Source organism: Actinomadura sp. NPDC048394 (assembly GCF_040651755.1).
In the GTDB taxonomy this organism is placed as follows: Bacteria; Actinomycetota; Actinomycetes; order Streptosporangiales; family Streptosporangiaceae; genus Spirillospora; species Spirillospora montaniterrae.
On sequence record NZ_JBEZJL010000011.1, the window covers coordinates 62,348 to 87,075 of the forward strand.

The 24,728-nt window shown below is 75.0% G+C and carries 21 protein-coding genes and 1 pseudogene; 13 read left to right on the forward strand and 9 right to left on the reverse strand.

The features are described from left to right. The first annotated feature begins 3 nt into the window (after positions 1-3). Both AB0C78_RS09785 and AB0C78_RS09790 read left to right on the forward strand, forming a co-directional pair. Entirely contained in the window at positions 4-3,273 is a 3,270-nt protein-coding gene (locus AB0C78_RS09785) for an error-prone DNA polymerase (RefSeq protein WP_360744429.1), read from the forward strand. A 124-nt stretch (positions 3,274-3,397) separates the two neighbouring features. Beyond that, entirely contained in the window at positions 3,398-5,608 is a 2,211-nt protein-coding gene (locus AB0C78_RS09790; RefSeq protein ID WP_360744432.1) for a protein kinase, read from the forward strand. 34 nt (positions 5,609-5,642) lie between these two features. On the opposite strand, the gene AB0C78_RS09795 is transcribed toward AB0C78_RS09790, so the two are convergent. Continuing rightward, complete coding sequence (locus AB0C78_RS09795) at positions 5,643-6,587, reverse strand: Ppx/GppA phosphatase family protein (protein ID WP_151543568.1); 945 nt, start codon at positions 6,585-6,587, stop codon at positions 5,643-5,645. Positions 6,588-6,674: 87 nt separating this feature from the next. On the opposite strand from AB0C78_RS09795, the gene AB0C78_RS09800 reads away from it, so the two are divergent. Further along, entirely contained in the window at positions 6,675-7,103 is a 429-nt protein-coding gene (locus AB0C78_RS09800) for a PH domain-containing protein (RefSeq protein ID WP_360744435.1), read from the forward strand. A 4-nt stretch (positions 7,104-7,107) separates the two neighbouring features. Here AB0C78_RS09800 and AB0C78_RS09805 read toward each other — a convergent pair whose 3' ends face one another. The 5 genes from AB0C78_RS09805 to AB0C78_RS09825 form a co-directional block, all read right to left on the reverse strand. Next, entirely contained in the window at positions 7,108-8,004 is an 897-nt protein-coding gene (locus AB0C78_RS09805; RefSeq protein ID WP_360744438.1) for a ribokinase, read from the reverse strand. Between the two features lie 36 nt (positions 8,005-8,040). Next, positions 8,041-9,996 (reverse strand): substrate-binding domain-containing protein, encoded by a 1,956-nt coding sequence (locus AB0C78_RS09810; protein WP_360744441.1) that lies wholly within the window; start codon positions 9,994-9,996, stop codon positions 8,041-8,043. Continuing rightward, positions 9,986-11,524, reverse strand: coding sequence for a sugar ABC transporter ATP-binding protein (locus AB0C78_RS09815; RefSeq protein ID WP_360744444.1), 1,539 nt, complete (start codon positions 11,522-11,524; stop codon positions 9,986-9,988). The genes AB0C78_RS09810 and AB0C78_RS09815 overlap by 11 nt, the downstream gene beginning before the upstream one ends. Further along, positions 11,521-12,552 carry a LacI family DNA-binding transcriptional regulator gene (locus AB0C78_RS09820; RefSeq protein WP_360744447.1) on the reverse strand — a complete coding sequence of 344 codons (1,032 nt, stop codon included), beginning with the start codon at positions 12,550-12,552 and terminating at the stop codon, positions 11,521-11,523. The genes AB0C78_RS09815 and AB0C78_RS09820 overlap by 4 nt, the downstream gene beginning before the upstream one ends. 173 nt (positions 12,553-12,725) lie before the next feature. Continuing rightward, the gene (locus tag AB0C78_RS09825) at positions 12,726-12,938 is read right to left on the reverse strand and encodes a hypothetical protein (RefSeq protein ID WP_360744450.1); all 213 of its coding nucleotides are present in this window, start codon (positions 12,936-12,938) and stop codon (positions 12,726-12,728) included. Between the two features lie 84 nt (positions 12,939-13,022). Here AB0C78_RS09825 and AB0C78_RS09830 point away from each other — a divergent pair, with 84 nt between their 5' ends. Continuing rightward, positions 13,023-14,084: a DUF2293 domain-containing protein gene (locus AB0C78_RS09830; protein ID WP_360744453.1), complete on the forward strand. Its 1,062-nt coding sequence runs from the start codon at positions 13,023-13,025 to the stop codon at positions 14,082-14,084. 88 nt (positions 14,085-14,172) lie between these two features. Beyond that, positions 14,173-14,964: an SAM-dependent methyltransferase gene (locus AB0C78_RS09835; protein WP_360744455.1), complete on the forward strand. Its 792-nt coding sequence runs from the start codon at positions 14,173-14,175 to the stop codon at positions 14,962-14,964. A 13-nt stretch (positions 14,965-14,977) separates the two neighbouring features. Here AB0C78_RS09835 and AB0C78_RS09840 read toward each other — a convergent pair. Continuing rightward, positions 14,978-15,807, reverse strand: a pseudogene (locus tag AB0C78_RS09840) (aldo/keto reductase). Between the two features lie 165 nt (positions 15,808-15,972). Between AB0C78_RS09840 and AB0C78_RS09845 the strand changes: the two are divergent. Next, a complete protein-coding gene (locus AB0C78_RS09845; RefSeq protein WP_360744458.1) occupies positions 15,973-16,575 on the forward strand; it encodes a histidine phosphatase family protein in 603 nt (200 codons plus the stop codon). A gap of 12 nt (positions 16,576-16,587) precedes the next feature. On the opposite strand, the gene AB0C78_RS09850 is transcribed toward AB0C78_RS09845, so the two are convergent. Beyond that, positions 16,588-17,349 (reverse strand): FCD domain-containing protein, encoded by a 762-nt coding sequence (locus AB0C78_RS09850; protein WP_360744461.1) that lies wholly within the window; start codon positions 17,347-17,349, stop codon positions 16,588-16,590. Between the two features lie 143 nt (positions 17,350-17,492). Here AB0C78_RS09850 and AB0C78_RS09855 point away from each other — a divergent pair, with 143 nt between their 5' ends. The 3 genes from AB0C78_RS09855 to AB0C78_RS09865 are packed head-to-tail and all read left to right on the forward strand — an operon-like array spanning position 17,493 to position 20,798. Further along, positions 17,493-18,437, forward strand: a complete 945-nt coding sequence (locus tag AB0C78_RS09855) for a proline iminopeptidase-family hydrolase (protein WP_360744464.1) — start codon at positions 17,493-17,495, stop codon at positions 18,435-18,437. Between the two features lie 16 nt (positions 18,438-18,453). Then, a complete protein-coding gene (locus AB0C78_RS09860; RefSeq protein WP_360744467.1) occupies positions 18,454-19,890 on the forward strand; it encodes an APC family permease in 1,437 nt (478 codons plus the stop codon). Continuing rightward, on the forward strand, positions 19,890-20,798 hold the full coding sequence (locus AB0C78_RS09865; protein ID WP_360744470.1) for an acetamidase/formamidase family protein: 909 nt from the start codon (positions 19,890-19,892) through the stop codon (positions 20,796-20,798). Before AB0C78_RS09860 ends, AB0C78_RS09865 begins: the two co-directional genes overlap by 1 nt. A 47-nt stretch (positions 20,799-20,845) precedes the next feature. Here AB0C78_RS09865 and AB0C78_RS09870 read toward each other — a convergent pair whose 3' ends face one another. Further along, positions 20,846-21,811 (reverse strand): zinc-binding dehydrogenase, encoded by a 966-nt coding sequence (locus tag AB0C78_RS09870; RefSeq protein WP_360744473.1) that lies wholly within the window; start codon positions 21,809-21,811, stop codon positions 20,846-20,848. Between the two features lie 132 nt (positions 21,812-21,943). Between AB0C78_RS09870 and AB0C78_RS09875 the strand changes: the two genes are divergently transcribed. The 4 genes from AB0C78_RS09875 (at position 21,944) to AB0C78_RS09890 (ending at position 24,685) form a co-directional block, all read left to right on the forward strand. Continuing rightward, entirely contained in the window at positions 21,944-22,471 is a 528-nt protein-coding gene (locus tag AB0C78_RS09875) for a pyridoxamine 5'-phosphate oxidase family protein (protein ID WP_360744476.1), read from the forward strand. Between the two features lie 20 nt (positions 22,472-22,491). Next, on the forward strand, positions 22,492-22,989 hold the full coding sequence (locus tag AB0C78_RS09880) for a DinB family protein (protein WP_360744479.1): 498 nt from the start codon (positions 22,492-22,494) through the stop codon (positions 22,987-22,989). A gap of 72 nt (positions 22,990-23,061) precedes the next feature. Further along, positions 23,062-23,661: an RNA polymerase sigma factor gene (locus AB0C78_RS09885; protein ID WP_360744482.1), complete on the forward strand. Its 600-nt coding sequence runs from the start codon at positions 23,062-23,064 to the stop codon at positions 23,659-23,661. After that, entirely contained in the window at positions 23,654-24,685 is a 1,032-nt protein-coding gene (locus AB0C78_RS09890; protein WP_360744485.1) for a CU044_5270 family protein, read from the forward strand. Before AB0C78_RS09885 ends, AB0C78_RS09890 begins: the two co-directional genes overlap by 8 nt. Positions 24,686-24,728 lie beyond the last annotated feature (43 nt).

Here is a 24,728-nt window from a genome sequence, read left to right on the forward strand (position 1 = left end):
GCCGTGGGGTGGCATAACCCGGCGATCTCCTGGCGGGAGTTCGAGGAGAAGCTGTCGTGGCGGCCCGCCGGGCACGTCCCGGAGGAGGCACCGGACGAGCCAGGCCCGCCGCGCCGCGCGGAGGGCGGCGTGCCGTGGGCGGAGCTGCACGTCCACTCGTCGTTCAGCTTCCTCGACGGCGCCAGCTCCCCGGACGCGCTGGTCGCGGAGGCGGCGCGGCTCGGCGTCGAGACGATGGCGGTCACCGACCACGACGGGATGTACGGGGCGGTCCAGTTCGCGCAGGCGGCGAGCGAGTCCGGCATCGGGACGGTGTTCGGCGCGGAGCTGAGCCTCGGGCTGCCGGGCCCGCAGACCGGCGAGCCCGACCCGGCGGGACGGCACCTGCTCGTCCTCGCGCGGGGCCCGGAGGGCTACGGCCGGCTCTGCTCGGCGATCACCGGGGCGCAGCTCGCGGGCGGGCGCAAGGGCCGTCCCGTGTACGACCTGGACGCGCTCGCAGGCGCGCACGGCGGGCAGTGGGCGGTGCTGACCGGGTGCCGCAAGGGGCCGGTCCCGGCGGCGCTGGAGTCCGGCGGCCCGGACGCGGCCGAGCGGGAACTGCGCAGGATGATCGGGATGTTCGGCCGCGACAACGTGTTCGTGGAGCTGGTCGACCACGACCAGCCGGACGACGACGAGCGCAACGACGTGCTGTTCGCGCTCGCCGCACGGGTCGGGGCGGGCGTCGTCGCGTCCAACAACGTGCACTTCGCCGCGCCCGGCGGCGACGCGCGCCTCGCGCAGGCCATGGCGGCGGTGCGGGCCCGCCGCAGCATGGACGACATGGTCGGGTGGCTGCCCGCGAGCGGCACCGCGCACCTGCGCAGCGGCGCGGAGATGGCGGCCCGGCTCGCGCGCTTCCCCGGCGTGCTCGAACGGACGGCGGAACTCGGCCGCGAGTGCCGGTTCGGGTTCGACGTGGTCGCGCCCCGCCTGCCCGACTGGCCCGTCCCGGACGGCCACACCGAGGCGTCCTGGCTGCGGCACCTGGTGAAGGAGGGCGCACTCAAGCGGTACGGGCCGCCGGACGACGAGAAGGTGTCGGGCGCGTACGCGCAGATCGCCAAGGAACTCGACGTCATCGAGCAGCTGGAGTTCCCCGGCTACTTCCTGATCGTCCACGACATCGTGGAGTTCTGCCGGAGCAAGGGGATCCTGTGCCAGGGGCGCGGGTCGGCGGCGAACTCGGCGGTCTGCTACGCGCTCGGCATCACCGGCGTCGACGCCGTCCGGCACGGGCTGCTGTTCGAGCGGTTCCTGTCCCCCGGACGCGACGGCCCGCCCGACATCGACCTCGACATCGAGCACAAGCGCCGCGAGGAGGCCATCCAGTACGTCTACGACAAGTACGGGCGGGAGTGCACGGCGCAGGTCGCGAACGTCATCAGCTACCGGCCGCGCATGGCCGTCCGGGACGCGGCGCGCGCGCTCGGGTTCTCCCCCGGCCAGCAGGACGCGTGGTCCAAGAGCATCGACCCCCGCGATCCGGTCGGGTCGGAGACCGACATCCCGGCGCCCGTCATGGAGCTGGCGGGCCGGATGCTGACGCTGCCGCGCCACCTCGGCATCCACTCCGGCGGCATGGTCATCGCGGACCGCCCCGTCGGCGAGGTCTGCCCGATCGAGTGGGCGACGATGCCGAACCGCAGCGTCCTGCAGTGGGACAAGGACGACTGCGCGGCGGCCGGCCTGGTGAAGTTCGACCTGCTCGGCCTCGGCATGCTCGCGGCCCTGCACGACTGCTTCGACCTGGTCGACGAGCACCACGGGCAGCGGCACGACCTCCAGTCGATCCCGCCCGACGACCCCGAGGTGTACGAGATGCTGTGCGACGCCGACACCGTCGGGGTGTTCCAGGTCGAGTCGCGCGCGCAGATGGCGACGCTGCCCCGGCTGCGGCCGCGCGAGTTCTACGACCTGGTGGTGGAGGTCGCGCTGATCCGCCCCGGCCCGATCCAGGGCGGGTCCGTCCACCCGTACCTGCGGCGCCGCAAGGGCCTCGAACCGGCGACGTGCCCGCACCCGCTGATGGAGCCGGCGCTGCGGCGGACGCTCGGCGTCCCGCTGTTCCAGGAGCAGATGATGCAGCTCGCCGTGGACTGCGCGGGCTTCACCCCGAACGAGGCCGACCAGCTGCGGCAGGCGATGGGCGCCAAGCGCGCGCCCGAACGCGTCGAGCGGCTCCGCCAGCGGCTGCTCGACGGGATGGCCGAGCGCGGCATCCCCGCCGACATCGCCGAGAGCGTCTACGAGAAGATCCTCGGCTTCACCGGGTTCGGGTTCCCCGAGTCGCACGCGCAGAGCTTCGCGCACCTGGTGTACGCGAGCGCCTGGCTGAAGCGCCACTTCCCCGCCGCGTTCACGGCGGCGCTCGTCCGCAACCAGCCGATGGGGTTCTACAGCTCGCAGTCGCTACTGGCGGACGCGCGGCGGCACGGCGTCGTCGTCCGGGGCGTCGACATCAACGCCAGCGACGTCCACCCCACGCTGGAAGAGGCCATCGAGGTGGTGTCGGACCATCCGCACGCGCCCGCCGCGCCGCAGCCCGCGATCCGCGTCGGCCTCGCCGGCATCCGCAACCTCGGCGACGACACCGCCGAGCTGATCGCGGCCGGACGCCCCTACACGAGCATGGAGGACCTGGCGCGGCGCGTCCCCCTGTCGGCGGCGGCGCTGGAGGCGCTCGCGACCGCCGGGGCGTTCGGCTGCCTCGGCATGACGCGCCGCGAGGCGCTGTGGGCGGCGGGCGCCCTCGCCGGCACCGGCCCCGGCCAGCTCGAAGGCGTCACGCCCGGCGCGGCCGCCCCCGCGCTGCCGCCGATGACGCCGATCGAGGAGACCCTCGCCGACCTGTGGGCCACCGGCGTCTCCCACACCCACCCCGTCGCGCACGTCCGCGAGGCCCTCGACGAGCTCGGCGCGCTGTCGTCGCAGCGCCTCGCCGCGACGCCGTCCGACACCAACGTCGTCGTCGCGGGCCTCGTCACCCACCGGCAGCGCCCACCGACCGCCGGCGGCATCGTGTTCATGACGCTGGAGGACGAGACCGGCATCATCAACGTCGTCTGCCCACCGCAGGTGTTCCAGCGGCACCGCGGCCTCGCGGTCGACTCGCAGGCGCTGCTGGTCGGCGGGCGCCTCGAACGCGCCGACGGCGTCACCAACGTCCGCGCCACCCGGCTGCGCCGGCTGCCCGTCCCCGGCAAGGTCCGCGCCCGCAACTTCCACTGACGCGAGGCCGAACCCGGGCACTGCCCGGCGCGTCCGATGTGTGTCATCGTTGTCACGGAGAGGGTCGCGTGCCGCCGTTGGGGGCGGCCGCCAAGGCGCGGCTCCGGCGAAAGGCTGATCGCCGATGGAGAGCCCACTGTCGCGTCCGCGGGCCGCGGTGCCGGCGCCCCGCGAGCTCGAACCGGACGATCCGACGCGGGTCGGCCGGTACCGGATCGAGGCCCGGATCGGCGAGGGCGGGATGGGCGCGGTGTACCTCGGCCGCGACCCCGACGGCCGCGCCGTCGCGGTGAAGGTCGTCCGCCCCGACCTCGCGGGCGACCGGATGTTCCGGGCCCGCTTCCACGACGAGGCCGCCCACGCCCAGCGCGTCGCGTCGTTCTGCACCGCGCAGGTGCTGGAGCACGGCGACGACCTCGGCCTCGCCTACATGGTCACCGAGTACATCGAGGGCCCGTCGCTGCTCGACCACGTCACCGGCACCGGGCCGCTGTCGCCCGGGATGCTGCACGGCGTCGCCGTCGGCGTGGCCGCCGCGCTGGTCGCGATCCACAGCGCCGGCCTCGTGCACCGCGACCTCAAGCCCAGCAACGTGCTGCTGTCCATCTCCGGCCCCCGCGTGATCGACTTCGGCATCGCGCGGGCGCTGGACGCCGCGTCCTCGCACACCCGCACCGGGCAGGTCGTCGGCACCCCCGGCTGGTTCGCGCCCGAGCAGATCACCGCGCAGCGGATCACCACGGCGGTGGACGTGTTCGCCTGGGGCTGCCTGGTCGCCTTCGCCGCGACCGGCCGCAACCCGTTCGGGCAGGGCTCCTTCGAGCTGCTGGCGGCGCGCGCGGTGCACGCCGAGCCGGAGCTCGGCCCGGTGCCGGAGCCGCTGGCCCGGCTCGTCCGGGCCGCGCTGCGCAAGGACCCCGACCAGCGGCCGGCGGCCCGCGACCTGCTGCTGGAGCTGGTCGGCGGCGCCGGCGAGGCCGACGTGTCGCACACGCTCGGCGCGTCGTGGACGACCCCGCCGATCCCCCGGCCGGACGTCACGTCCCGCGACCCGGGCGGCCGCGCGCCGGTGCCGCCGGGGCCCGGCGGTGCGGCGCCGATGCCGCCTCCCCCGGGCGGCGCGGGCCCTGCGCCGTACCCGCCCGGCGGCGGCGCGGGCCCCGGATCCCCCGGCGGCGGTGCGGGGCCTGGATCTCCCGGCGGCGGCGCGGGGCCCGGATCCCCTGGCGGCGGCGCGGGGCCGGCGGCGCATCCGGCGACCGCGCCCGCGAACGAGCTCGCCCAGACCGCGCCGACGCCCGAGAGCGAGCGCCTGCGGCAGATCCCGCACGCCCGGACCACGCCGTCCCACGGGGCCGCCCCGCCGCCCGTCCGGCACGACCGGCGCGACCGCCGCAAACCGGTGATCGCGGCGGCGGCCGCCGCGCTCGCGGTCGCCCTGGTCGCGGCCGGCGGCGCCTACCTGCTCACCCGCCCCGACGACCACCAGGGCAAGAACTCCAGCGGGGCCGCGCCCGCCACCGGGTTCCCCACCGAGCCGATGCTGGTGCGGATCGACACCGCGGCCGGATGGCCGAAGGAGTGCCACGCCGACATCGGCACCTACACGCCCGGCGCCGCCGCGCCCACCCCGCTCGTCGAGGGCCCGACCTGCGACGTCCTGCCCGAACGCTCACCGGACGGGCGGCTCATCGCGTTCACCCGGTCCGGCGACGGAGCCTCCTCCGCCCAGGTCATGAACGCCGACGGCACCCACGTGCACAAGGTCGCCGACATCGCGGGCGGCCGGGTGACCTGGTCGCCGGACGGCACCCGCCTGGCCTACATGGGCGGCTCCGGCGGCACCCACCAGATCTTCACGGTCACCCTCGCGAACGGCACCGTCACCCGGCTGACCGACGACGACTCCGCCAAGGACGACCCGATGTGGTCGTCCAAGGGGCGGATCGTCTTCTGGAGCAAGAAGGACGGCGTCGAGCAGATCTACACCCTCGACCCCGACCATCCCTCGCGGCCGTGGGTGCGGCTGACCAAGGACGGCATCCGCTCGGTCGACCCGGAATGGTCGCCGGACGGCACGAAGATCGCCTACACGCGCGGCCCGTCCGCGACGAGCGACATCTGGGTGATGGACGCCGACGGCTCCCACGGCCACGCGCTCACCAGCGGCGCCGACCACGACATGGACCCGGGCTGGTCCCGCAACGGCCGCTGGCTCTGCTACGTCCGCGGCCCGGTCGGCACGCCGGTGATCCACGCCGTCAAGGCCGACGGCACCGGTGACCGGGTGCTCACCCCGGCCGGCCACGTCCTCGGCCACCCGAGCTGGTCGTGAGGGCCCGGAGCGGCCGCCGGCCCGGACGGGCCGTCTAGCGGCCCGACCCCAGCGGCGACGCGTGGTCGATGCGGCGGAGGATGACGCCCTCCCGCAGCGCCCAGGGGCAGATCTCCAGCTCCTTCAGCTCGAACAGGTCCATCGCCGCGTCCGCGACGATCGCGCCGGCGAGCAGCTGCGGCGCCCGCGACTCCGACACCCCGGGCAGCTCCGCGCGCTCGGCGGACGTCAGCTTCGCGAGCTTCTCGGTCCAGTCGGTGAGGTCGGAGTCCTGCAGGACGCGCCGCTGGTACGGTCCATCGGCCGAGGGCGCCGCGCCCGCGATCCGGGCGAGCTGCCGGAACGTCTTGGACGTCGCCACCGCGTGGTCGGCGGGCCCGTACCGGGACACCTCCCCGACGTGCCGGGCGATCTCCGCGCGGACGTGCCGGCGCAGCGCGCGGACCTCGTCGGCGGGCGGCGGGTCCGCGGTGAACCAGTCGCGGGTGAGGCGGCCCGCGCCGAGCGGCAGCGAGAACGCCGCGTCCGGCTCCTCGTCGATGCCGGACGCGATCTCCAGGGAGCCGCCGCCGATGTCGACCACCAGCAGCCGCCCGGACGACCAGCCGAACCAGCGGCGGACGGCGAGGAACGTCAGCCGCGCCTCGTCCTCGCCGGACAGCACGTCGATGCCGATCCGCTTCTCCCGGCGGATCCGGTCGAGGACCTCCTCGCCGTTGGCGGCGTCGCGGACGGCGGAGGTGGCGAACGCGACCAGGTCCTCGACGCCCTTGTCCTCGGCGACCTGCAGGGCCTCGTCGACGAACTCGCGGAGCAGGCGCTCGCCCCGCTCCGACAGCCGGTCGCCCTCCTCCAGGTGCGCGGCGAGGCGCAGTTCCGCCTTGTGGGAGAACGCGGGCAGCGGGCGGGCCCCCAGGTGGGCGTCCACCACCAGGAGGTGCACCGTGTTCGAGCCCACGTCCAGCACGCCGAGTCGCATGTGTTCGACGGTATCGGACACCCGCGCGGCGGGAACGCCAGACCGGCCTTCACGGGACGGAACACGCTTACCACTACGGTGGGGCCCATGGACGGGCACGAGGTGCGGCGCTGGCGGGTTCCGCCCAAGGTCGTCGGCGCCAAGTGCGCGGCGGCCGCCGCGGTCGCGGCGCTGGCCGCGCTCAGCGGCGGCGACTCGGAGCGGCTGCTGCTGGCGGGCGTCGCGGCGCTCGGCCTCGCGGCGGTCGCGCTGCGGGACCTGCTGGCGCCCGTCCGGGTGGCCGCCGACCGCGACGGCGTGACGGTCGTCACCGGCTACGCCGGGCACCGCCGCATCTCCTGGGACGCGGTGACGGCGATCCGGGTGGACGAGCGCCGCCGGCTGCTGCTGCACACCCGGATGCTGGAGATCGAGACGGCCGACGACCTGCACCTGTTCAGCGCGTTCGACCTCGGCGCGGACGTCCACGACGTGGCGGACGACCTCTACCACCTGCGAGCCCGCACCACCCGCTGACCCCTCAGGCGGGAAGGTCTTCGGGGGTGGGATAGCTGGTCTGGGCGCCGGGCTTGCGGACGGCGGCGGCGCCGACGCGGGTGGCGTAGCGGGCCGCGTCCGGCAGGGTGTCGCCGCGGGCGAGGCGGAGGCAGAGCGCGGCGGTGAACGCGTCGCCGGCGCCGGTGGTGTCGACGGCCTCGACCTTCGGCGACGGGATCGTCGCCGTGCCTTCGGCGTCGGCGACGACGACGCCGTCCGCGCCGAGGGTGATGACGGCGGAGCGGGGGCCGGAGCGCAGGAGCGCCCGCGCCATCTGCTCCGGTTCGCCGGGCCCGCCGAGCAGCCACGCGGCCTCGTGCTCGTTGACGACGAGGGGGTCGCAGAGCGCGAGGACCTCGGCGGGGACGGGCGCGGTCGGCGACAGGTTCAGCACGACGCGGGCGCCCGCCGAGGCCGCCGCGCGGGCGGCGGCCTCGATCGCGGGCATCGGCACCTCGAGCTGGAACGTCACCACGGACGCGGCGGCGATCATGTCGCGGGCCGCGGCGACGTCGTCCGGGGTGAGCCGGGCGTTGGCGCCGGGCGAGACGATGATGCTGTTGTCGCCGTCCGGCCCGACGGTGATCAGCGCGACGCCGGTCGGGCCCGGCGTGACCGCCAGGTGCGCCAGGTCGACGCCGGCGCCGGCGAGCGCGCCGCGCAGCAGCGCGCCGTGCCCGTCGTCGCCGATCCGGCCGACGATCCCGACCCGGCCGCCGAGCCGGGCGGCGGCGACCGCCTGGTTGGCGCCCTTGCCGCCCGGGTGGGTGGCGAGGTCGGAACCGAGGACGGTCTCCCCCGGCGCGGGCCGCCGGTCGACGCCGACCACCAGGTCCGCGTTGACCGAGCCGACCACGACGACGTCGTACTTCTCCGGCACGGCGTGCCCCTTCCTGCTGCGTGGCGAACCGAGCGCCTACTGGGTGGCGAACTGGGCGGCGTTCTCCGGCGTGGCGATCTTCACCGGCACCGGGGCGTTGCCGACCAGCGTGCCGCCCTTGGCCGCCTTGAGCGCGCTGTCCACGGCCATCTTGCCGAGCAGCCGGGGCTGCTGGGCGACGGTCGCGTTCAGCGTGCCGGCCTGGACGGCCTTGATGCCGTCCGGCGTGCCGTCGAACGCGACGACCTTGACCTGCTTGCCGGCCTTGCCGCCGAGCGCCTTGATCGCGCCGAGCGCCATCTCGTCGTTCTCGGCGAACACCCCGTTGACGTCGGGGTGCGACTGGAGCAGGTTCGTCATGACGTCCAGGCCCTTCGTCCGGTCGAAGTCGGCGGGCTGCTTGGCGACGACCTGGATGCCGGGGTACTGCTTGAGGCCCTCGCCGAAGCCCTGCCCGCGCTCGCGGGAGGCGGAGGTGCCCGGCTGGCCCTGGATCACGACGATCTTGCCCTTGCCGCCGAGGAGCCGCGCCATCTGCGCGGCGGCGTCCTTGCCGCCCGCGACGTTGTCGGACGCGACGAGCTGCTCGACCTTCGCGCCGTTGACGGTGCGGTCGGCGGCGACGACGGGGATGTCCGCCCGGTTCGCGGCCTTCACCGCGGGCGCCGCGGCGTCGGAGTCGACCGGGTTGACGATGATCGCCTTCATGCCCTGGCTGGTGTAGTTCTGCACCTGGTTGACCTGCTGGGACGCGTCGTTCTGCGCGTCGCCGACGGTCAGCTTCACGCCGAGCCTCTTCGCCTCGTCCTGCGCGCCCTGGCGGAACTGGACGAAGAACGGGTTGTTCAGCGTGGACACCGACAGCCCGATCTTCACCGAGCCGCCGCCGGCCGCGCCGCCGGACTTGGAGTCGTTCCCGCCGGTGGTCGCGACGACCGCGGCGAGCGCGACGATGACCGCGACGACCGCGGCGCCGCCCGCCCAGAACGTCGCGGGCCGGACCCGCAGGCCGCGCCGCCGGACGGTGTCCAGCAGGACCGCCGCCGCGATCACGACGCCGATGACGACCTGCTGCCAGAACGCCGACACCGACAGCAGGTTCAGGCCGTTGCGCAGCACCGCGAGGATCAGCGCGCCGACCAGGGTGCCGAACGCCTTGCCCTTGCCGCCGGACAGGCTCGCGCCGCCGATCACGACGGCGGCGATCGCGTCCAGCTCGTAGCCGTTGGCGGCCTGCGGCTGCGCCGAGGCGAGCCGGGACGCCAGCACGATCCCGGCGACGGCCGCGAACGCGCCGGCCAGCGCGTACGTGACGAGCTTCTGCCGGTTCACCCGGATGCCGGACAGCCGCGCGGCCTCCTCGTTGCCGCCGATCGCGTACATCGCGCGGCCGCTGTAGGTGCGGGCGAGGATCAGCGCGGTCAGCAGCCCCATCACGATCATCACGATGACCGGGACGGGCAGGTACTTGCCGATCGTGTCGCCGAGGTGGGTGACCGCGCCGGGGAACGCGATCGGGCTGCCGTCGGAGATGACGAGGGCGAGGCCGCGCGCGACGCCGAGCATCGCCAGCGTCGCGATGAACGGCGGCAGCTTCCCGTAGGTGATCAGCGCGCCGTTGACCAGCCCGGCGACGACGCCGACCAGGATCGCCGCGACCAGCGCGAGCGGCCAGGGCAGGCCGTGCTGCGTCGCCGTCCAGGCCAGCACCACCGCCGACAGCGCGGCGACCGCGCCGACCGACAGGTCGATCCCGGCGGTGACGATGACGAACGTGACGCCGAACGCCAGGATCGCGACGACCGCCGCCTGGACCCCGACGTTCAGCAGGTTGGTGACGGTCAGGAAGTCGCCGGACGCGATGGCCAGCGCGACCACCAGGATGATCAGCCCGGCCAGCGCGCCGTTCTCGCCCAGCAGCCGGCCCGCGGCGCGCGCCGCGCCGCCGGACCGCGGCCCCTGCGGCCGCTTGCGCAACGTCTCAGTGGACATCGTCGTTCTCCTCGTCGTTCTCCCCGGCGACACCCGGACCGGCGACGGCCAGCGCCATCACCGCGTCCTGCGTCGCCTCGGCCGCCGGCAGCTCGCCGGCCAGCCGCCCCCGCGCCATCACCAGCACGCGGTCGCTCATCCCCAGCACCTCCGGGAGGTCGCTGGAGATCATGAGCACCGCGTGCCCGGAGGCGGTGAGGGCGTTGATCAGCTCGTAGATCTCGACCTTCGCGCCGACGTCGATGCCGCGCGTCGGCTCGTCCAGCACGAGCACCTTCGCGTCGGCGAGCAGCCACTTGCCGATCACGACCTTCTGCTGGTTGCCGCCGGACAGGGTGCGGACCTCCTGCCGCAGCCCGCTCATCCGCACGTTCAGCTTCCCGGCGATCGCGCCGGCGTCCTCGCGCTGCCCGGCCCGGTCGACGAACCCGCCGCGGCTGGACCGGCCGAGCGTCACCAGGCCGAGGTTCTCCTGGACGTCGGCGCCGAGCACCAGGCCCTGGCCCTTACGGTCCTCCGGGACGAGCCCGACCCCGGCCTCCATCGCGGCGTGGACGTCGCCGGGCGGCAGCGACCGCCCGTCGACGATGACCTCGCCGCGGTCGGGACGGTCCGCGCCGAAGATCGCCCGGGCGACCTCGGTGCGGCCCGCGCCGACCAGCCCGGCCAGCCCGACGACCTCGCCCGCGCGGACCTCGAACGACACGTCCTCGAAGACGCCGTCCCGGGTCAGGCCCTTGACCTGGAGCAGCGGCGGGCCGGCCTCGGTGCGCTCGCGCGGGTACTGCTGGTCGATCGAGCGGCCCACCATCAGCCGGACGAGCTCGTCGCGCGGCGTGTCCGCCGGGACCTCCGCGACGGACCTCCCGTCGCGCAGCACCGTCACCCGGTCGCCGATCCGCGGGATCTCCTCCAGGTGGTGGGTGATGAAGATGACCGCGACGCCCTGCTCGCGGAGCCGCGCCACGATGCCGAACAGCCGGTCGACCTCGCCGGTGGTGAGCACCGCGGTCGGCTCGTCCATGATCAGCACGCGGGCGTCCAGGCTCAGCGCCTTGGCGATCTCGACCATCTGGCTGCGCGCGATGCCGAGGCCCGCCATCCGGTCGTCCGGGTCGGCCTGCACGCCGACCTTCGCGAGCAGGTCGCGCGCGGCGGCGTTCATCGCCTTGCGGTCGAGGAGCCCGAACCGGCGCGGCTGGCGGCCGAGGAACAGGTTCTCGGCGACCGTCATCTCCGGGACGAGGTTGAACTCCTGGTAGATGGTCGCGATGCCGAGCCGCTCGGCGTCCTGCGCCGTGCGGATCTCGACCTCGCGGCCGTCGACCTCGACGGTCCCGGCGTCGGGACGGTGCGCGCCGGACAGCGTCTTGATCAGCGTGCTCTTGCCGGCGCCGTTCTCGCCGAGCAGCACGTGCACCTCGCCGGGCCGCAGGCCGAAGTCGACGCCGTCGAGCGCGAGCACGCCCGGGAACGCCTTGCGCAGCCCGCGCACCCGGAGGATCTCCTTCTCGGCAGGCAGGCTCATGGGCGGCCACTCCCTTCCCTCTCGTTGCCTTGCACGCCGGGTTCGCCGCAGGAGCGCCGCACGACCAGCCGCGCGTCCAGCACGACCGGCTCCACCGGGCGGCCCTCGATCCGCTCCAGCAGCGCGCGCACCGCGCGCCTGCCGAGCTCCTGGACGGGCTGGCCGATCGCGGTGACCGGCGGGTCCACATGGGCGAACCACGGGACGTCGTCGTAGGAGGCGATCCCCACGTCCCCGGGGATCGCCAGCCGGCGCGCGCGGATCTCGTCGAGCGCGCCGAGCGCCATCAGGTTGTCGCCCGCGAAGATCACCTCGGGCGGTTCGGGCAGGTCCAGCAGCCGGGCGGCGGCGGCCCGGCCGCTCGCCGCCTGGAAGTCGCCGGCCTCCAGGTACGCGGGGCGGACGGGGAGCCCGGCCGCCTCCAGCGCGGCCTTGAACGCCTCGGTCCGCTCGCGGCCGGTGGACAGCAGCGCGGGACCCGACACGAACGCGATCCGCCGGTGCCCGAGCCGCGCCAGGTGGTCCACCAGCGCGCCGATCGCGGCGGTGCCGTCGGCGCGGACCGTCGGGACGTCCAGGCCGGGCAGCGTCCGGTCGAGGAACACCAGCGGCCCGCCGTCCCCGACGACGTCGCGCACCAGCGGCGTGATCTCCGCCGTGGGGCACAGCAGCAGGCCGTCGACCCGCTGCTCCAGGAGCGTCCGGACGTAGTGGTCCTGGCGCTCGGGCCGCTCGTCGGCGTTGCCGATGACGACCGAGTAGCCGGACGCGCGCGCCTGGTCCTCGATCGCGCGGGCCAGCTCGGTGAAGAACGGGTTGAGGATGTCGCCGATGACCAGCCCGATCGTGCGGGTGGTGTCGGTGCGCAGCGAGCGGGCGACGGCGTTCGGCCGGTAGCCGAGCTCGTCGACGGCCGCGAGGACGCGGGCCCGGGTCGCCTCGGTGACCGGCGCGCTGTCGTTGAGGACGCGCGAGACGGTCGCGACGGAGACGCCGGCGAGCCGCGCGACGTCCTTCACCCCGGCCACGGCGCCACCTCCCTCGGAAACGCTCTTGTAATCGTTTACATCGTGCTCTTGTAAACGATTACACGACCGGCCGCATTCCCGCAAGCGGCGAATGCCCGGAATCTTCCGCGAGCCGCCCCGGGCACGGGGGCCCAGGGCCCGTCTCGAAGCGGGCCGGGACTTTGGAATACGGCCTAGTCGGCGCGCAGGTCGGCCAGGTCGAGCACGCCCGCCAGGTCCTCCACGGTGGCGTAGTAGCCGACGATCTCGCCGTCCCTCGTCACGAGGAACGCGTCGCCGCCGCGCACGCCCGCGAGCGCGGCCCACACCCCGTGCGCCCCCGACAGCCGCACCGCCGTCACGCGCAGGCCGCCCGGGCCCGTCCAGCTCGCTCGGTCATCCCCCATGCACGGAACGTTACGCTGCGTGACTTTTCGTCATTCGCGCAGGTCGGAAGGGACCGTCCGAGGGGTCCGCTAGCGTGGGGCGCCGTGAGCGAGGTGCATGAGTCCCGGCTGGCGCGCCGGGTGTCGGACGCCGCCGGGGAGCTGCTGAAGCGGTCCCGGACCGTCGCGCCCGTGGACGTGTTCGTCCGGCTCGGCTGGATCCGGACCGCGACCGTCGACGAGTGGCGGCAGGGGCGGCACGACCACCTGCACGCCGCGATGACCGTCCGCCCCGACAAGATCGCCGCCGCGCTGCGCGCCCTGCGCGCCTGGGCCGAGGCGAACGGCCTGGAGCCCGCCGAGACCCCCTACCCCGCCGCCACCCGCGACCACCGCGAGCTGCGCTTCACCGCCGCCGGGCGCGCCGCCGCCGAACGCGACCACCGCACGCACTGGCTGTCCCCCGACCTGACGCCCGCGCAGCGCGAGCGCCTCGCCGCAAGGCAGGCCAAGGCGCCCGACATCACCGTCCTGATGCCGCCGGGCGACTGGACGTGCCCGGGCTGCCGCGCCCCCGGCGGCCTGCAGGCCGTCGAGGACGGCGCGCCGCTCTGCCTGGACTGCGCCGACCTCGGGCACCTGGTGTTCCTGCCGTCCGGGAACGCCGCGCTGAGCCGCCGCGCGAAGAAGGAGAGCGGGCTGTCGGCCGTCGTCGTCCAGCACAACCGGCGCCGCAAGCGCTACGAGCGGCGCGGCGTGCTGGTCGAGGAGGCGGCGCTGGAGCGCGCCGAGGAGCAGTGCCTGGCCGACGAGGACGCGCGCGCCCGCCGCCGCGAGCGCGACCGGGAGCGCCGCGCCGGGCAGGACGCCGACTTCCAGGCCCGGATGGCGGCCGAGATCGTCCGGCTGTTCCCCGGCTGCCCGCCCGGCCGCGCCGAGGAGATCGCCCGGCACGCCGGGCTGCGCGGCAGCGGCCGGGTCGGCCGCACCGCGGCGGGCCGCGACCTCGACGCGGACGCCGTCACGCTCGCCGTCATCGCCTCGATCCGGCATCTCGACACCGGCTACGACGCGCTGCTGATGTCCGGGGTGCCGCGCCGCACGGCCCGCGACCGGATCCGCGCCGACGTCGACGCGGCCCTCGCCGCCTGGCGCCGCCGCCCCTGACCGGCCCGCTGACCGGCCTTCTGACCGGCCTCTGGCCGCCTCCGGCGTTCCGGTTGCCCGTCCCGGGCGGCCAGAGGATCATGTCCGCGTGACCGACGCCACCGCGGACCTCGACCCCGGCACCCCCAACGTCGCGCGGATGTACGACTACTGGCTCGGGGGCAAGGACAACTTCGCCGCCGACCGGGAGGCCGCCGCGCGGATCGTGGAGATCTCCGAAGGGCGGGTCGTGCGCGGCGTCCGGCTGAACCGGGCGTTCCTGCGCGAGGCGGTGCGGGACGCCGCGCGCGCCGGGATCGCGCAGTTCCTCGACCTCGGCTCCGGGCTCCCGACGCGGGAGAACGTGCACGAGGCCGTCCGGGAGGTCCGGCCGGAGACGCGGACCGTGTACGTCGACAACGACCCGGTCGTGTGCGCGCACGGGCGGGCGCTGCTCGCGGACGCGGCGCACGTCGGGTTCGTCCAGGGCGACCTGCGCCGGCCCGACGAGATCATGGCGCACCCCACGGTCCGGGAGATGATCGACTTCTCCGCGCCGGTCGCGGTGATGCTGGTGTCGGTGCTCCACTTCGTGGACGACGCCGAGGACCCCGCCGCGCTCGTCGCCCGGTACCGGGACGCGCTCGCGCCGGGCAGCCGGCTCGTCCTGTCCCACCTGGCCACCGACGCGTTCCCGGAGGCGATGGCGGAGGCCGAGCGGGTCTACGAGGACGCCAGCGCCCGCCTCGGCGCCCGGCCGAGCGCGCGGATCCGCGGCTTCTTCGACGGGTTCGAGCTGCTCCCGCCCGGGCTGACCGGCCCGCGCGAGTGGCTGGACGGCGGCGTGCGGACCGACGGCGAGCGGTTCGCCGGGCTCGTGGGCGTCGGCGAGAAGCGCTGACGCCCCGCGGGGATCAGGCCATCTCGAAGGTGGCCGGGTCGGGGCCGACCCGGGTGCCCTTGTCCAGCTCGGCGATCGCCTTCATGTCGTCCGGGCCGAGGTCGAAACCGAACACGTCGATGTTCTCGGCGATCCGCCGCGGCGTCACCGACTTCGGGATCACCACGTTGCCGACCTGCAGGTGCCAGCGCAGCACCACCTGCGCCGGGGTCCGGCCGTGCGCCTGCGCGATGCGGGCGAGCGCCGGGTCGTCCAGCAGGCCCTGGCCCTGCCCGAGCGGCGCCCACGCCTCGGTGTGGATGCCGTGCTCCTGGTGGAACGCGCGCAGGCCGTCCTGCTGGAAGTAGGGGTGCAGCTCGATCTGGTTGACCGCGGGCACCGTGCCCGACTCGTCCATTACGCGGCGCAGCGCGTCGACCGTGAAGTTGGAGACGCCGATCGAGCGGATCCGGCCCTCCTCCTTGAGCTTCTCGAACGCCCGCCAGGTGTCCATGTAGGTGTCGTGGCCCGGCATCGGCCAGTGGATCAGGTACAGGTCGAGATAGTCCAGGCCGAGGCGGCGCATGCTCGCCTCGAACGCCCGGAGCGTCTGGTCGTAGCCCTGGTCGCTGTTCCACAGCTTGGTGGTGACGAACAACTCGTCGCGCGGCAGCCCGGAACGCGCAGCGCGCGGCCCGTGCCCTCCTCGTTGCCGTAGGCGCTGGCGGTGTCGACGCTGCGGTACCCGTCGCGCAGCGCGACCTCCACGGCGTGCTCGGCCTCCTCGTCGGACACCTGGAACACCCCGAAGCCGAGCTGCGGCATCATGGCCCCGTCGTTGAGCCTGACGTCCGGTACGGTCATGGTCCTCCCCCTTCGGATGGTTCCTGCCTGGAATCCGCCGGTCCGGACTCCGCCGTGCCAGGAGAGCCGTGCCCAGCAGATCGGGGACCGAACCTGTGAGCCGGCTCGCACCGGCATACTGGGACGGCGCGCAATGGGGTGGAACGCTGCGACCGGGGGACACGGGTGACGACGCTCTATCTGGCACGGCACGGCGAGACCGTGTGGCACGAGGAGAACCGGTACGCGGGCGTCAGCGACGTCGCGCTGAGCGAGCGGGGCCGCCGGCAGGCCGCCGCCCTCGGGCGCTGGGCGGCCGGCCGGGAGATCGGGGCGGTGTGGGCGTCCCCGCTCGGCCGCGCCCGCGGCACCGCGGCGCCCGCCGCGAACGCGCTCGGGCTGCCGCTGAAGGTCGACACCGACCTGAGCGAGATCGACTTCGGCGCCGCCGAGGGACGCGTGCTCGCCGAGATGCCCCCGGACGAGGTCGCCGCGTTCCGCGCCGACCCGGCCGGTTCGCCGTTCCCCGGCGCCGAGGACCCGGTCAAGGCCGCCGCGCGCGGCGCGGGCGTGCTGCGCCACATCGCCGACGCGGAGCCGGGCGCGCGCGTCCTGGTCGTCACGCACAGCACGCTGCTGCGGCTGACGCTGTGCGAGCTGCTCGGCGTCCCGCTAGGGTCCTACCGGCGGGTGTTCCCGCGGGTCCGCAACTGCGCGGTCACCGAGCTCGACGTCGCCGGCGGGTCCGCCGCCCTGATCGCCTACAACCTGCCGACCGGGGACGAGTGATCCGGCGCCCCGTCAGGGCGTGCCGGGCGGACGGACGCGCTCGGCGAGCCGGCGGAGCGCGTCCTCGGTGATCGCGAAGTGGTGGCCGGCGATGCGCGCGGCCGCGTCGCCGTCGCCGCGCGCGATCGCCTCGGCGAGCGCGTGGTGGTGCGGCTTGGCCTCCTCGTAGATCGCCCACGTGTACGGCTCGGCGGACACGCCGAGGCTGACCTCCGACAGCAGCCGCTCGTGCAGCCCGACGAGCCGCGCGTTGCGGGTGGCCCGGGCGACCGCCGCGTGCAGCCGGACGTCGTGCTCGCGGGCCTCGCCCGGCGTCGTCGCGGCGTCGAACCCGGCGAGCGCCTCGGCGATGGCCGCGCGGTCGGCGTCGTCGGCACGCTCGGCGGCGGTACGGGCGATCAGGCTCTCGACGAGCCGCCGGTAGTCGAACAGCTCCTCGAACTCCGTCCAGCGCTCCAGCAGCGCGCTGCGCACCGCGCCCTCGCTGGCCTCGCCCCATTCGGCGCGGACGAAGGCGCCGCCGCCCCGCCCGCGCCGGATCTCGACCAGGCCCGAGCCGGCGAGCCGGCGCAGCGCCGCGCGCACGCTCTCCCGGCTGACCTGGAGCAGCGCGGCGAGGTCGCGCTCGCTGGGCAGCCGGTCGCCGAGGCTGAACTCGCCGAGCGCGATCGCCGTCGCGAGCCGGTGCGCGACCTGCTCGCCGGTGGTCGCGGGACGCAGCGGTCCGAGCGCCTCGTGCTCCATGCTCCCCCGTCCCTCCGGTCCGCCGCCCACGCCGGAAACGATAACTTCCTGCAAAGGTCTAGAAATCAGACCTTTTACCGCATAGTCTCGCATCCGGCCGCGCGGCCACCGCGCCCGCCGCCCCGCCCGCCGCCCCGCCGGTCCGGGGTTCGCCCAGCTCAGAGGAGGTATGCGTGATCGCACCGGCGACCGCCGAGGGCCACGCCCCCTTCCGCGGCCACCGCACCTGGTACCGCGTCACCGGCCCGTCGGGCCCGCCCGGCGCGTCCGGCGCGTCCGGCGCGTCCGGCTCGGGGAAGGCGCCGCTCGTCGTGCTGCACGGCGGGCCCGGCTGCACCCACGACTACGTGCTCGCCTTCGCCGACCTCGCCGCCGCGACCGGCCGGCAGGTGATCCACTACGACCAGCTCGGCAACGGCCGCTCCACTCACCTGCCGGACGCGGGCGCGGACTTCTGGACCGTCGACCTGTTCCTCGACGAGCTGGACAAGCTCCTCGCCCACCTCGGCATCGCCGGCGGCTACCACCTGCTCGGCCAGTCCTGGGGCGGGATGCTCGGCGCCGAGCACGCCGTGCGGCGGCCCGCCGGCCTGCGCTCCCTGGTGATCGCGAACTCGCCCGCGTCGATGCCGCTGTGGCTGGAGGCCGCCGCCGGGCTGCGCGCCGCGCTGCCCGCAGGCGTCGAGGCGGTGCTCCGCGAGCACGAGGCCGCCGGCACCACCGGCTCCCGCGAGTACGCCGACGCCATGCGGGTCTTCTACGACCGGCACGTCTGCCGGATCCCCTGGCCCGACGAGGTCGCCCGCACGTTCGCCGCGATCGACGCCGACCCGACCGTCTACCACACGATGAACGGGCCCAGCGAGTTCCACGTCGTCGGTACCCTGCGGGACTGGACGATCGTCGACCGGCTCGACCGGATCGCCGCCCCCACCCTGATCATCTCCGGACGGCACGACGAGGCGACGCCCGAGGCCGTCCGCCCCTACGCCGACCGCATCCCCGGCGCCCGCTGGCAGGTCTTCGAGGACTCCAGCCACATGCCGCACGTCGAGGAGCGCGCGGCCTGCATGTCCGCCGTCGGCGCGTTCCTCGACGCCCACGACCCCGCCCTCTGACCCGGAAAGGCGCGTGATGACGACCGCCGGCCCCAACCCCGCGCCCTCCGGCGCCTCCCCCGGATCCGCCGCGCCCCCCGCCGCCGAGTCGGCCGAGGGGACGCTGAAGGCGTTCGGCTACGACCAGGAGCTCAAGCGCTCGCTCAGCCTGGCCGACCTGGTGATCTACGGCCTGGTGTTCATGGTGCCGATCGCGCCGTTCACCATCTTCGGCGTCGTGTTCAACGGCTCCAAGGGCATGGTCGCGCTCACCTACGTCATCGGCCTGGTCGCGATGCTGTTCACCGCGCTCAGCTACCGGGAGATGTCGCGGGCGTTCCCGATCGCCGGGTCCGTGTACGCCTACGCCGGGCGCGGCATCAACGACAAGATCGGCTTCCTCGCCGGCTGGGCGATCCTGCTGGACTACCTGCTCGTCCCGACGCTGCTGTACGTGATGAGCGCGGCGGCGCTGAACTCGCTGCTCCCGGCCGTCCCGCAGTGGACGTGGGTCATCGTGTTCGTGCTGGTCAACACGGTGATCAACTTCCTGGGCATCGAGTCGACGGCGCGGCTGAACCGATTGTTCCTGTTCGCCGAGCTGGTGGTGCTCGCGCTGTTCGTCGGGTTCGGCCTGGCCGCCGTGGCACAGGGCAAGAACGGCGCGCACTTCTCCTTCGACCCGCTGCTCAAGCCCGATCTGCTCACCCCCGGGCTGATCTTCGGGGCGCTGTCGATCGCGGTGCTGAGCTTCCTCGGCTTCGACGGCATCTCCACCCTGTCGGAGGAGGTCCGCGACACCGGCCGCAAGATCGTCGGCCGCGCGACCGTCGTCGCGCTGTGCCTGGTCGCGGTCCTGTTCGTGGTGCAGACGTGGGTGGCGGCGCTGCTCGTCCCCGGCAAGACCGAGTTCGCCGGCGACGACGCCACCAACTCCGCGTTCTACGACATCGCGCAGATCGCCGGCGGGCACTGGCTGAAGGTCACCGTCGCGGTCGCCGCGGCCCTCGCCACCGGCATCGCCAACTCCCTCGTCGCGCAGGCCGCCACGTCCCGGCTGCTGTTCAGCATGGCGCGGGACCGCAAGCTGCCCGCGTTCCTCGCCCACATCCACCCGACGCGCAAGACGCCCGAGCGCGCGATCCTGTTCGTCGCCGTGATCTCCCTGGTGCTCGGGCTGTTCTTCACCGGCCAGATCGACGTGCTGTCGTCGCTGGTCAACTTCGGCGCGCTGTTCTCGTTCCTGCTCCTGCACGTCGCCGTGTTCGTGCACTTCAAGCTCCGGAACCGGAGCACCCGCCGGGGCCTGCACATCCTCGCCCCCGCGATCGGCTTCGTGATCATCGGTTCGGTGCTGTGGAACGCCGACTCCCGCGCGAAGATCGGTGGGATCTGCTGGCTCGTCCTCGGGGCGCTGGTGCTGCTGTTCTACCGGCGCTCCGGCCGCGGCACCGACCTGAAGCTGGAGGACTGATGCACTTCCCCCGCACGAGCGTGCACAACGCCTGGGACAACGCGATCGCGCCGATCGCGGCGATCGCCCCCGGCGCCGAGCTCACCGTCGAGACCGCGGACGCGAGCGGCGGGCAGCTCGGCCCCGCCTCCGGCGCCGCCGACGTCGCCGCGCTCGACTTCGGCCGGGTCAACCCCGTCACCGGCCCGTTCCTCGTCGAGGGCGCCGAACCCGGCGACGCGCTGGTGATCGACGTCCTGGACATGGCGGTCGGCGACTGGGGCTGGACGGCCTGCATCCCCGGCTTCGGCCTGCTCGCCGACGACTTCCCGGACGCGCACCTGCGCGTCTCGACGATCGCCGACGGGGCGGCCGAGCTGCTGCCGGGGCTGCGCGTCCCGGTCGTCCCGATGATCGGCACGATCGGCGTCGCGCCGCCCGAGCCCGGCGCGCACTCGATCGTCCCGCCGCGCCGCTGGGGCGGCAACATGGACGTCCGGCACATCGGCCCCGGCGCCCGGCTCGTCCTGCCCGTCGGCGTGGACGGCGCGCTGCTGTCCCTCGGCGACGCGCACGCCGCGATGGGCGACGGCGAGGTCTGCGGCACCGGCGTCGAGACCGACGCGACCGTCCGGCTCCGGGTCGACGTGCGCCGCGGCGCCGCCCCGTCCACCCCGGTGATCGAGACCGACCCGCACACGCAGCGGACCGGCGCCGCGCTCGTCACCACCGGCATCGGCCCCGACCTCATGGAGGCGTCCAGGGACGCGGCGCGCGCCCTCGTCGCGGAGGTCGCGGCGCGCACCGGCATGGCCCCGGTCGACGCCTACCTGCTGGCGAGCGTCGCCGCCGACCTGAAGATCTCCGAGGTCGTGGACGCGCCGAACTGGATCGTCTCCGCCCACCTGGAGCTGTCCCTGCTGGCATGACGCTGGACGGCCCCGGCCGCGACACCGTGTGCGCGGCCGGGCCGTCCTCACACGACGAGCAGCGTCTTGCCGACCACCGACCGGGCCTCCATCGCCGCGTGCGCGTCGGCGGCCCGCTCCAGCGGCAGCCGCTGCCCGATGACCGGGCGGATCCGGCCCGCCGCGGCCGCCTCCAGCGCCCGGCTCACCCGCTCGTTCGCCCCGTCCCCGAAGCCCATGAGCTGCTCGATCCCGAACACCGTCACGCCGCGCTCCGCCGCCTCCTCCGGCGCGATCACCGTCGCCGCGCCGGCGGACGCCCCGTGCACCGAGAACCGCCCGCCCCGGGCCGTCGCGCCGAACGCCTCGCGGCCGATCTCGCCGCCGACGCCGTCGAACACCACGTCGAACCCGCCGGTCTCGTCCAGCACCCGCTTCGCCCAGCCCGGCGCCGAATAGTCGACGGCCTCCGCGCCCAGCTCCCGGACCAGCGCGAGCTTCGCCTCGCCCCGCGCGGCGCCGACGACCCGCGCCCCCGCCGACAGCGCCAGCTGCACGAGCAGGCTCCCCAGCCCGCCCGCCGCCGCCTCGACCAGCACCCGGTCGCCCGCGCGGACCCTCGCGCCGTCGAACAGGCCCAGCGCCGTCCCGCCGTCGTGCAGCAGCGCCGCCGCCTCGGCCAGGCCGACACCGTCCGGCACCGGGACGAGGTCGTCCGCGTCCGCGACGGCCCGCTCCGCGTTGCCGCCCAGCCGACCGGCGGTGCCGGTGGTGACGCGCCTGCCCAGCCATTCCGGCGCGACGCCGTCCCCGACCGCGGCCACCCGCCCGGCCACCCCGCCGCCCGGCACGTACGGCGGCTCCGGCAGCGGCGGCCCCGGCGTGATGCCGCGCCGCAGCTGGGTCTCCACGAAGTTGATCTCGGCGACCGCCACCGCGACGACCACCTGCCCCGGGCCGGCGGCCGGCTCCGGCGCCTCTCCCGCCTCCAGCACCTCCGGACCACCGAACCGCGTCACGCGCACGACCTTCATCAGCGTCTCCCTTCGCTCCCGGCAACGCTCACACCTCAACCCTCCTTGAGGTCAAATCCGCGCCCGCGATGAGTTCCCGGCCGCCCGCCGGTCATATCTCCCGACGACCCGCGAAACGAGAGGTGAGCAGCGATGACCGACCGCGAACCCGTCGACGTCAGCGACCTCGACATCTACGACAGCGGCGGCCCCATGCCCTGGGAGCGGGCCCGCACCGCGCTGGTCAAGGGCCTGCCGCGGATGGAGACGCCCGTCTTCCTCGGGACGGTCCGCCCGGACGGCCGCCCCCACTCGGCGGGCATCGGCGCCCTGTGGCACGACGGCGACCTGTACTTCACCAGCGGCCCCGGCACGCGCAAGTCCCGCAACCTCGCCGCGAACCCGGCGTGCACGCTGTCCGCCCGGCTGGAGGGCCTGGACCTCGTCCTCGAAGGCGAGGCGGCGCGGGTCACCGACCCGGCCGTCCTCGAACCCGTCGCGGCCGCCTACCGCGAGGGCGGCTGGCCCGCCCAGGTCGACGGCGACGCGTTCACCGCCCCGTACAGCGCGCAGAGCGCCGGCCCGCCGCCGTGGCACCTGTACCGCTTCACCGTCCACGCCGCGATCGGCGTCGCGTTCGTCGAGCCGTACGCCGCCACCCGCTGGACCTTCACGACGTGACACCACCCTAGGGTGGTGCAATGAACGAACCGCGCGGGGACCTGCGTCCGCCCAGCCTGAACGCCGACGAGCAGGCGACCCTGCTCGCGTTCCTCCGGTACCTGCGGGACGCCGTCGTGGCCAAGGCGTCCGGCGTGCCGGAGGAGGCGGCCCGCGCGCCCGGCGTCCCGTCCGGCACCAGCCTGCTCGGCCTGGTCAAGCACCTCGCCCGCACCGAGCTGAACTGGTTCGTGTGGGCGTACGAGGGCGCCGACGTGCCGCTGCTCGACGACACCGAGCCGCCGCTGCCCGGCGAGACCGCCGCGGACATCGTCGCCGGCTACCGCGCGGCCGCCGCGCGCTCGGACGCGATCGCCGCCGCATGCCCGGACCTGGACCGTCCGGGCGCCCGGTCGCTGCGCGAGACGCCGCCGCCGTCCATGCGCTGGCTGCTGGTGCACATGATCGAGGAGACCGCCCGCCACGCGGGCCACGCCGACATCCTCCGCGAACGACTCGACGGCTCGGTGGGCCGCTGACGGCCCGGGAACCGATCGGCGCCGGACGGGCAACAAGGGGCGTCCCGATCCAGAGCCGAGAGGCCCCACCACATGAGCGAGACGAGCCGGGCCGAGGCCGATGACGCCTCCTTCATCGGACGCTCCCGGCACGAGCCGGAGGCGTTCGCCGAGATCTTCCGCCGGCACGCGCCCGACATCAAGCGGTACGTCACCCGCAGGCTCGGCGGCGACGCCGCCGAGGACGTCGTCGCCGAGACGTTCCTGACGGCGTTCCGGCGGCGGCACGACTACGACCTGGCGCGCCCGAACGCGCGCCCGTGGCTGTACGGCATCGCCACCAACCTGATGGGGCGGCACGTCCGCGCCGAGGTCCGGCAGCTGCGCGCCCTGCGGCGCACGGGCGTCGACCCGGTGACGGCGGCGTTCACCGACCGCAGCGATGAGCGGCTCGCCGCCGAGGCGTCCGGCCCGCGGCTGGCGGCGGCGCTGGCCGCGATGCCGAAGGGGCGCCGCGACGCGCTGCTGCTGGTGGCGTGGGAGGGCCTCAGCTACCCGGAGGTCGCGCAGGCGCTCGGCGTCCGCGTCGGCACGGTCCGGTCGCGGCTCAACCGGGCCCGGGCGCAGCTGCGCCGGGAGCTCGCCGGAACGGACGTCATGGCCATCGTCAGCGAGGAGCCCGTCCATGAATGAGATGACCCGACTCGAGCGGTTCCGCGCCGAGGTCCCCCGCCCGGGCCCGTCCGACCTGCGCGCGGAGGAGGAGCGGCTGCTGGCCGCGATGCTCGCCCCGGCGCCCGCGCGGCCGGAGCCGCGCAGGCGGCGGCGCCTCCGCCTCGCCGTCGCCGTGACGGCCGGAACGGCGGCGGCCGCCGTGGCGGCGGGCCTGGTCGTGGCCGGCGGGGACGAGCACCGCGTCCCGGCCGTCCGCACGATGCCGGCGGCGCACGTCGAACTGCTCCAGCACGCCGCCGACGCCGCGGGCCGGACGCCGGAACTGCACCCGAAGCCCGGCCAGTACCTCGTCTACCGGTCCGTGACCATGAACCCGGTGGACTCCAACAACGCGAACGGCCGCCACGCCCGCTACCTGTCGCGCGCGAACCGCACGATCTGGCTGCCCGTGGACGGCGACGCGACGCGCGGCGTCCTGGAGACCGACGCGCTGCCGCCCAAGCCCTATCCCGGCGAGCCGCTCCCGCCGGAGGCCCGCCGGGAGGCCGGGCACAGCGGCCCGGAGAGGGCCGCCGACTTCGACCACCGCGCCGAATGGCTGCGCACCGACTACGCCTACCTGAGCCGCCTGCCCGCCGACCCCGCGGGCATGTACCGGCACCTGTACTCCCACCTCGGGACCGGGCCGAAGGCCGACGCGCAGGCGTGGCAGAACGTCGGCGGCATGCTCACCGAGGCGTACATGCCCGTCGCGCAGCGCAAGGCGCTGTTCCGGGCGGCGGCCTCGATCCCGGGCGTCCGGACCGTCGGCAAGGCGGTGGACGCCGCCGACCGCACGGGCGTCGCCGTGTCCCTGGACGTCCCCGGCAGCGGCCAGCGCGACGAGTACATCTTCGACCCGAAGACCTACCTCTACCTCGGCCAGCGAACCGTCGTCACCAACGCGTCCCTGGCCCAAGCCCCAGCAGGCACCGTCCTGACCTCCACAGCCCAGCTAAGCGTCCACCTAACCGACCGCGCCCCGACCCCCAACCCCCACTGACCCACCGCGCGCCCGCCCTTCGCGAGGTGAGCGGAGGGCGGGC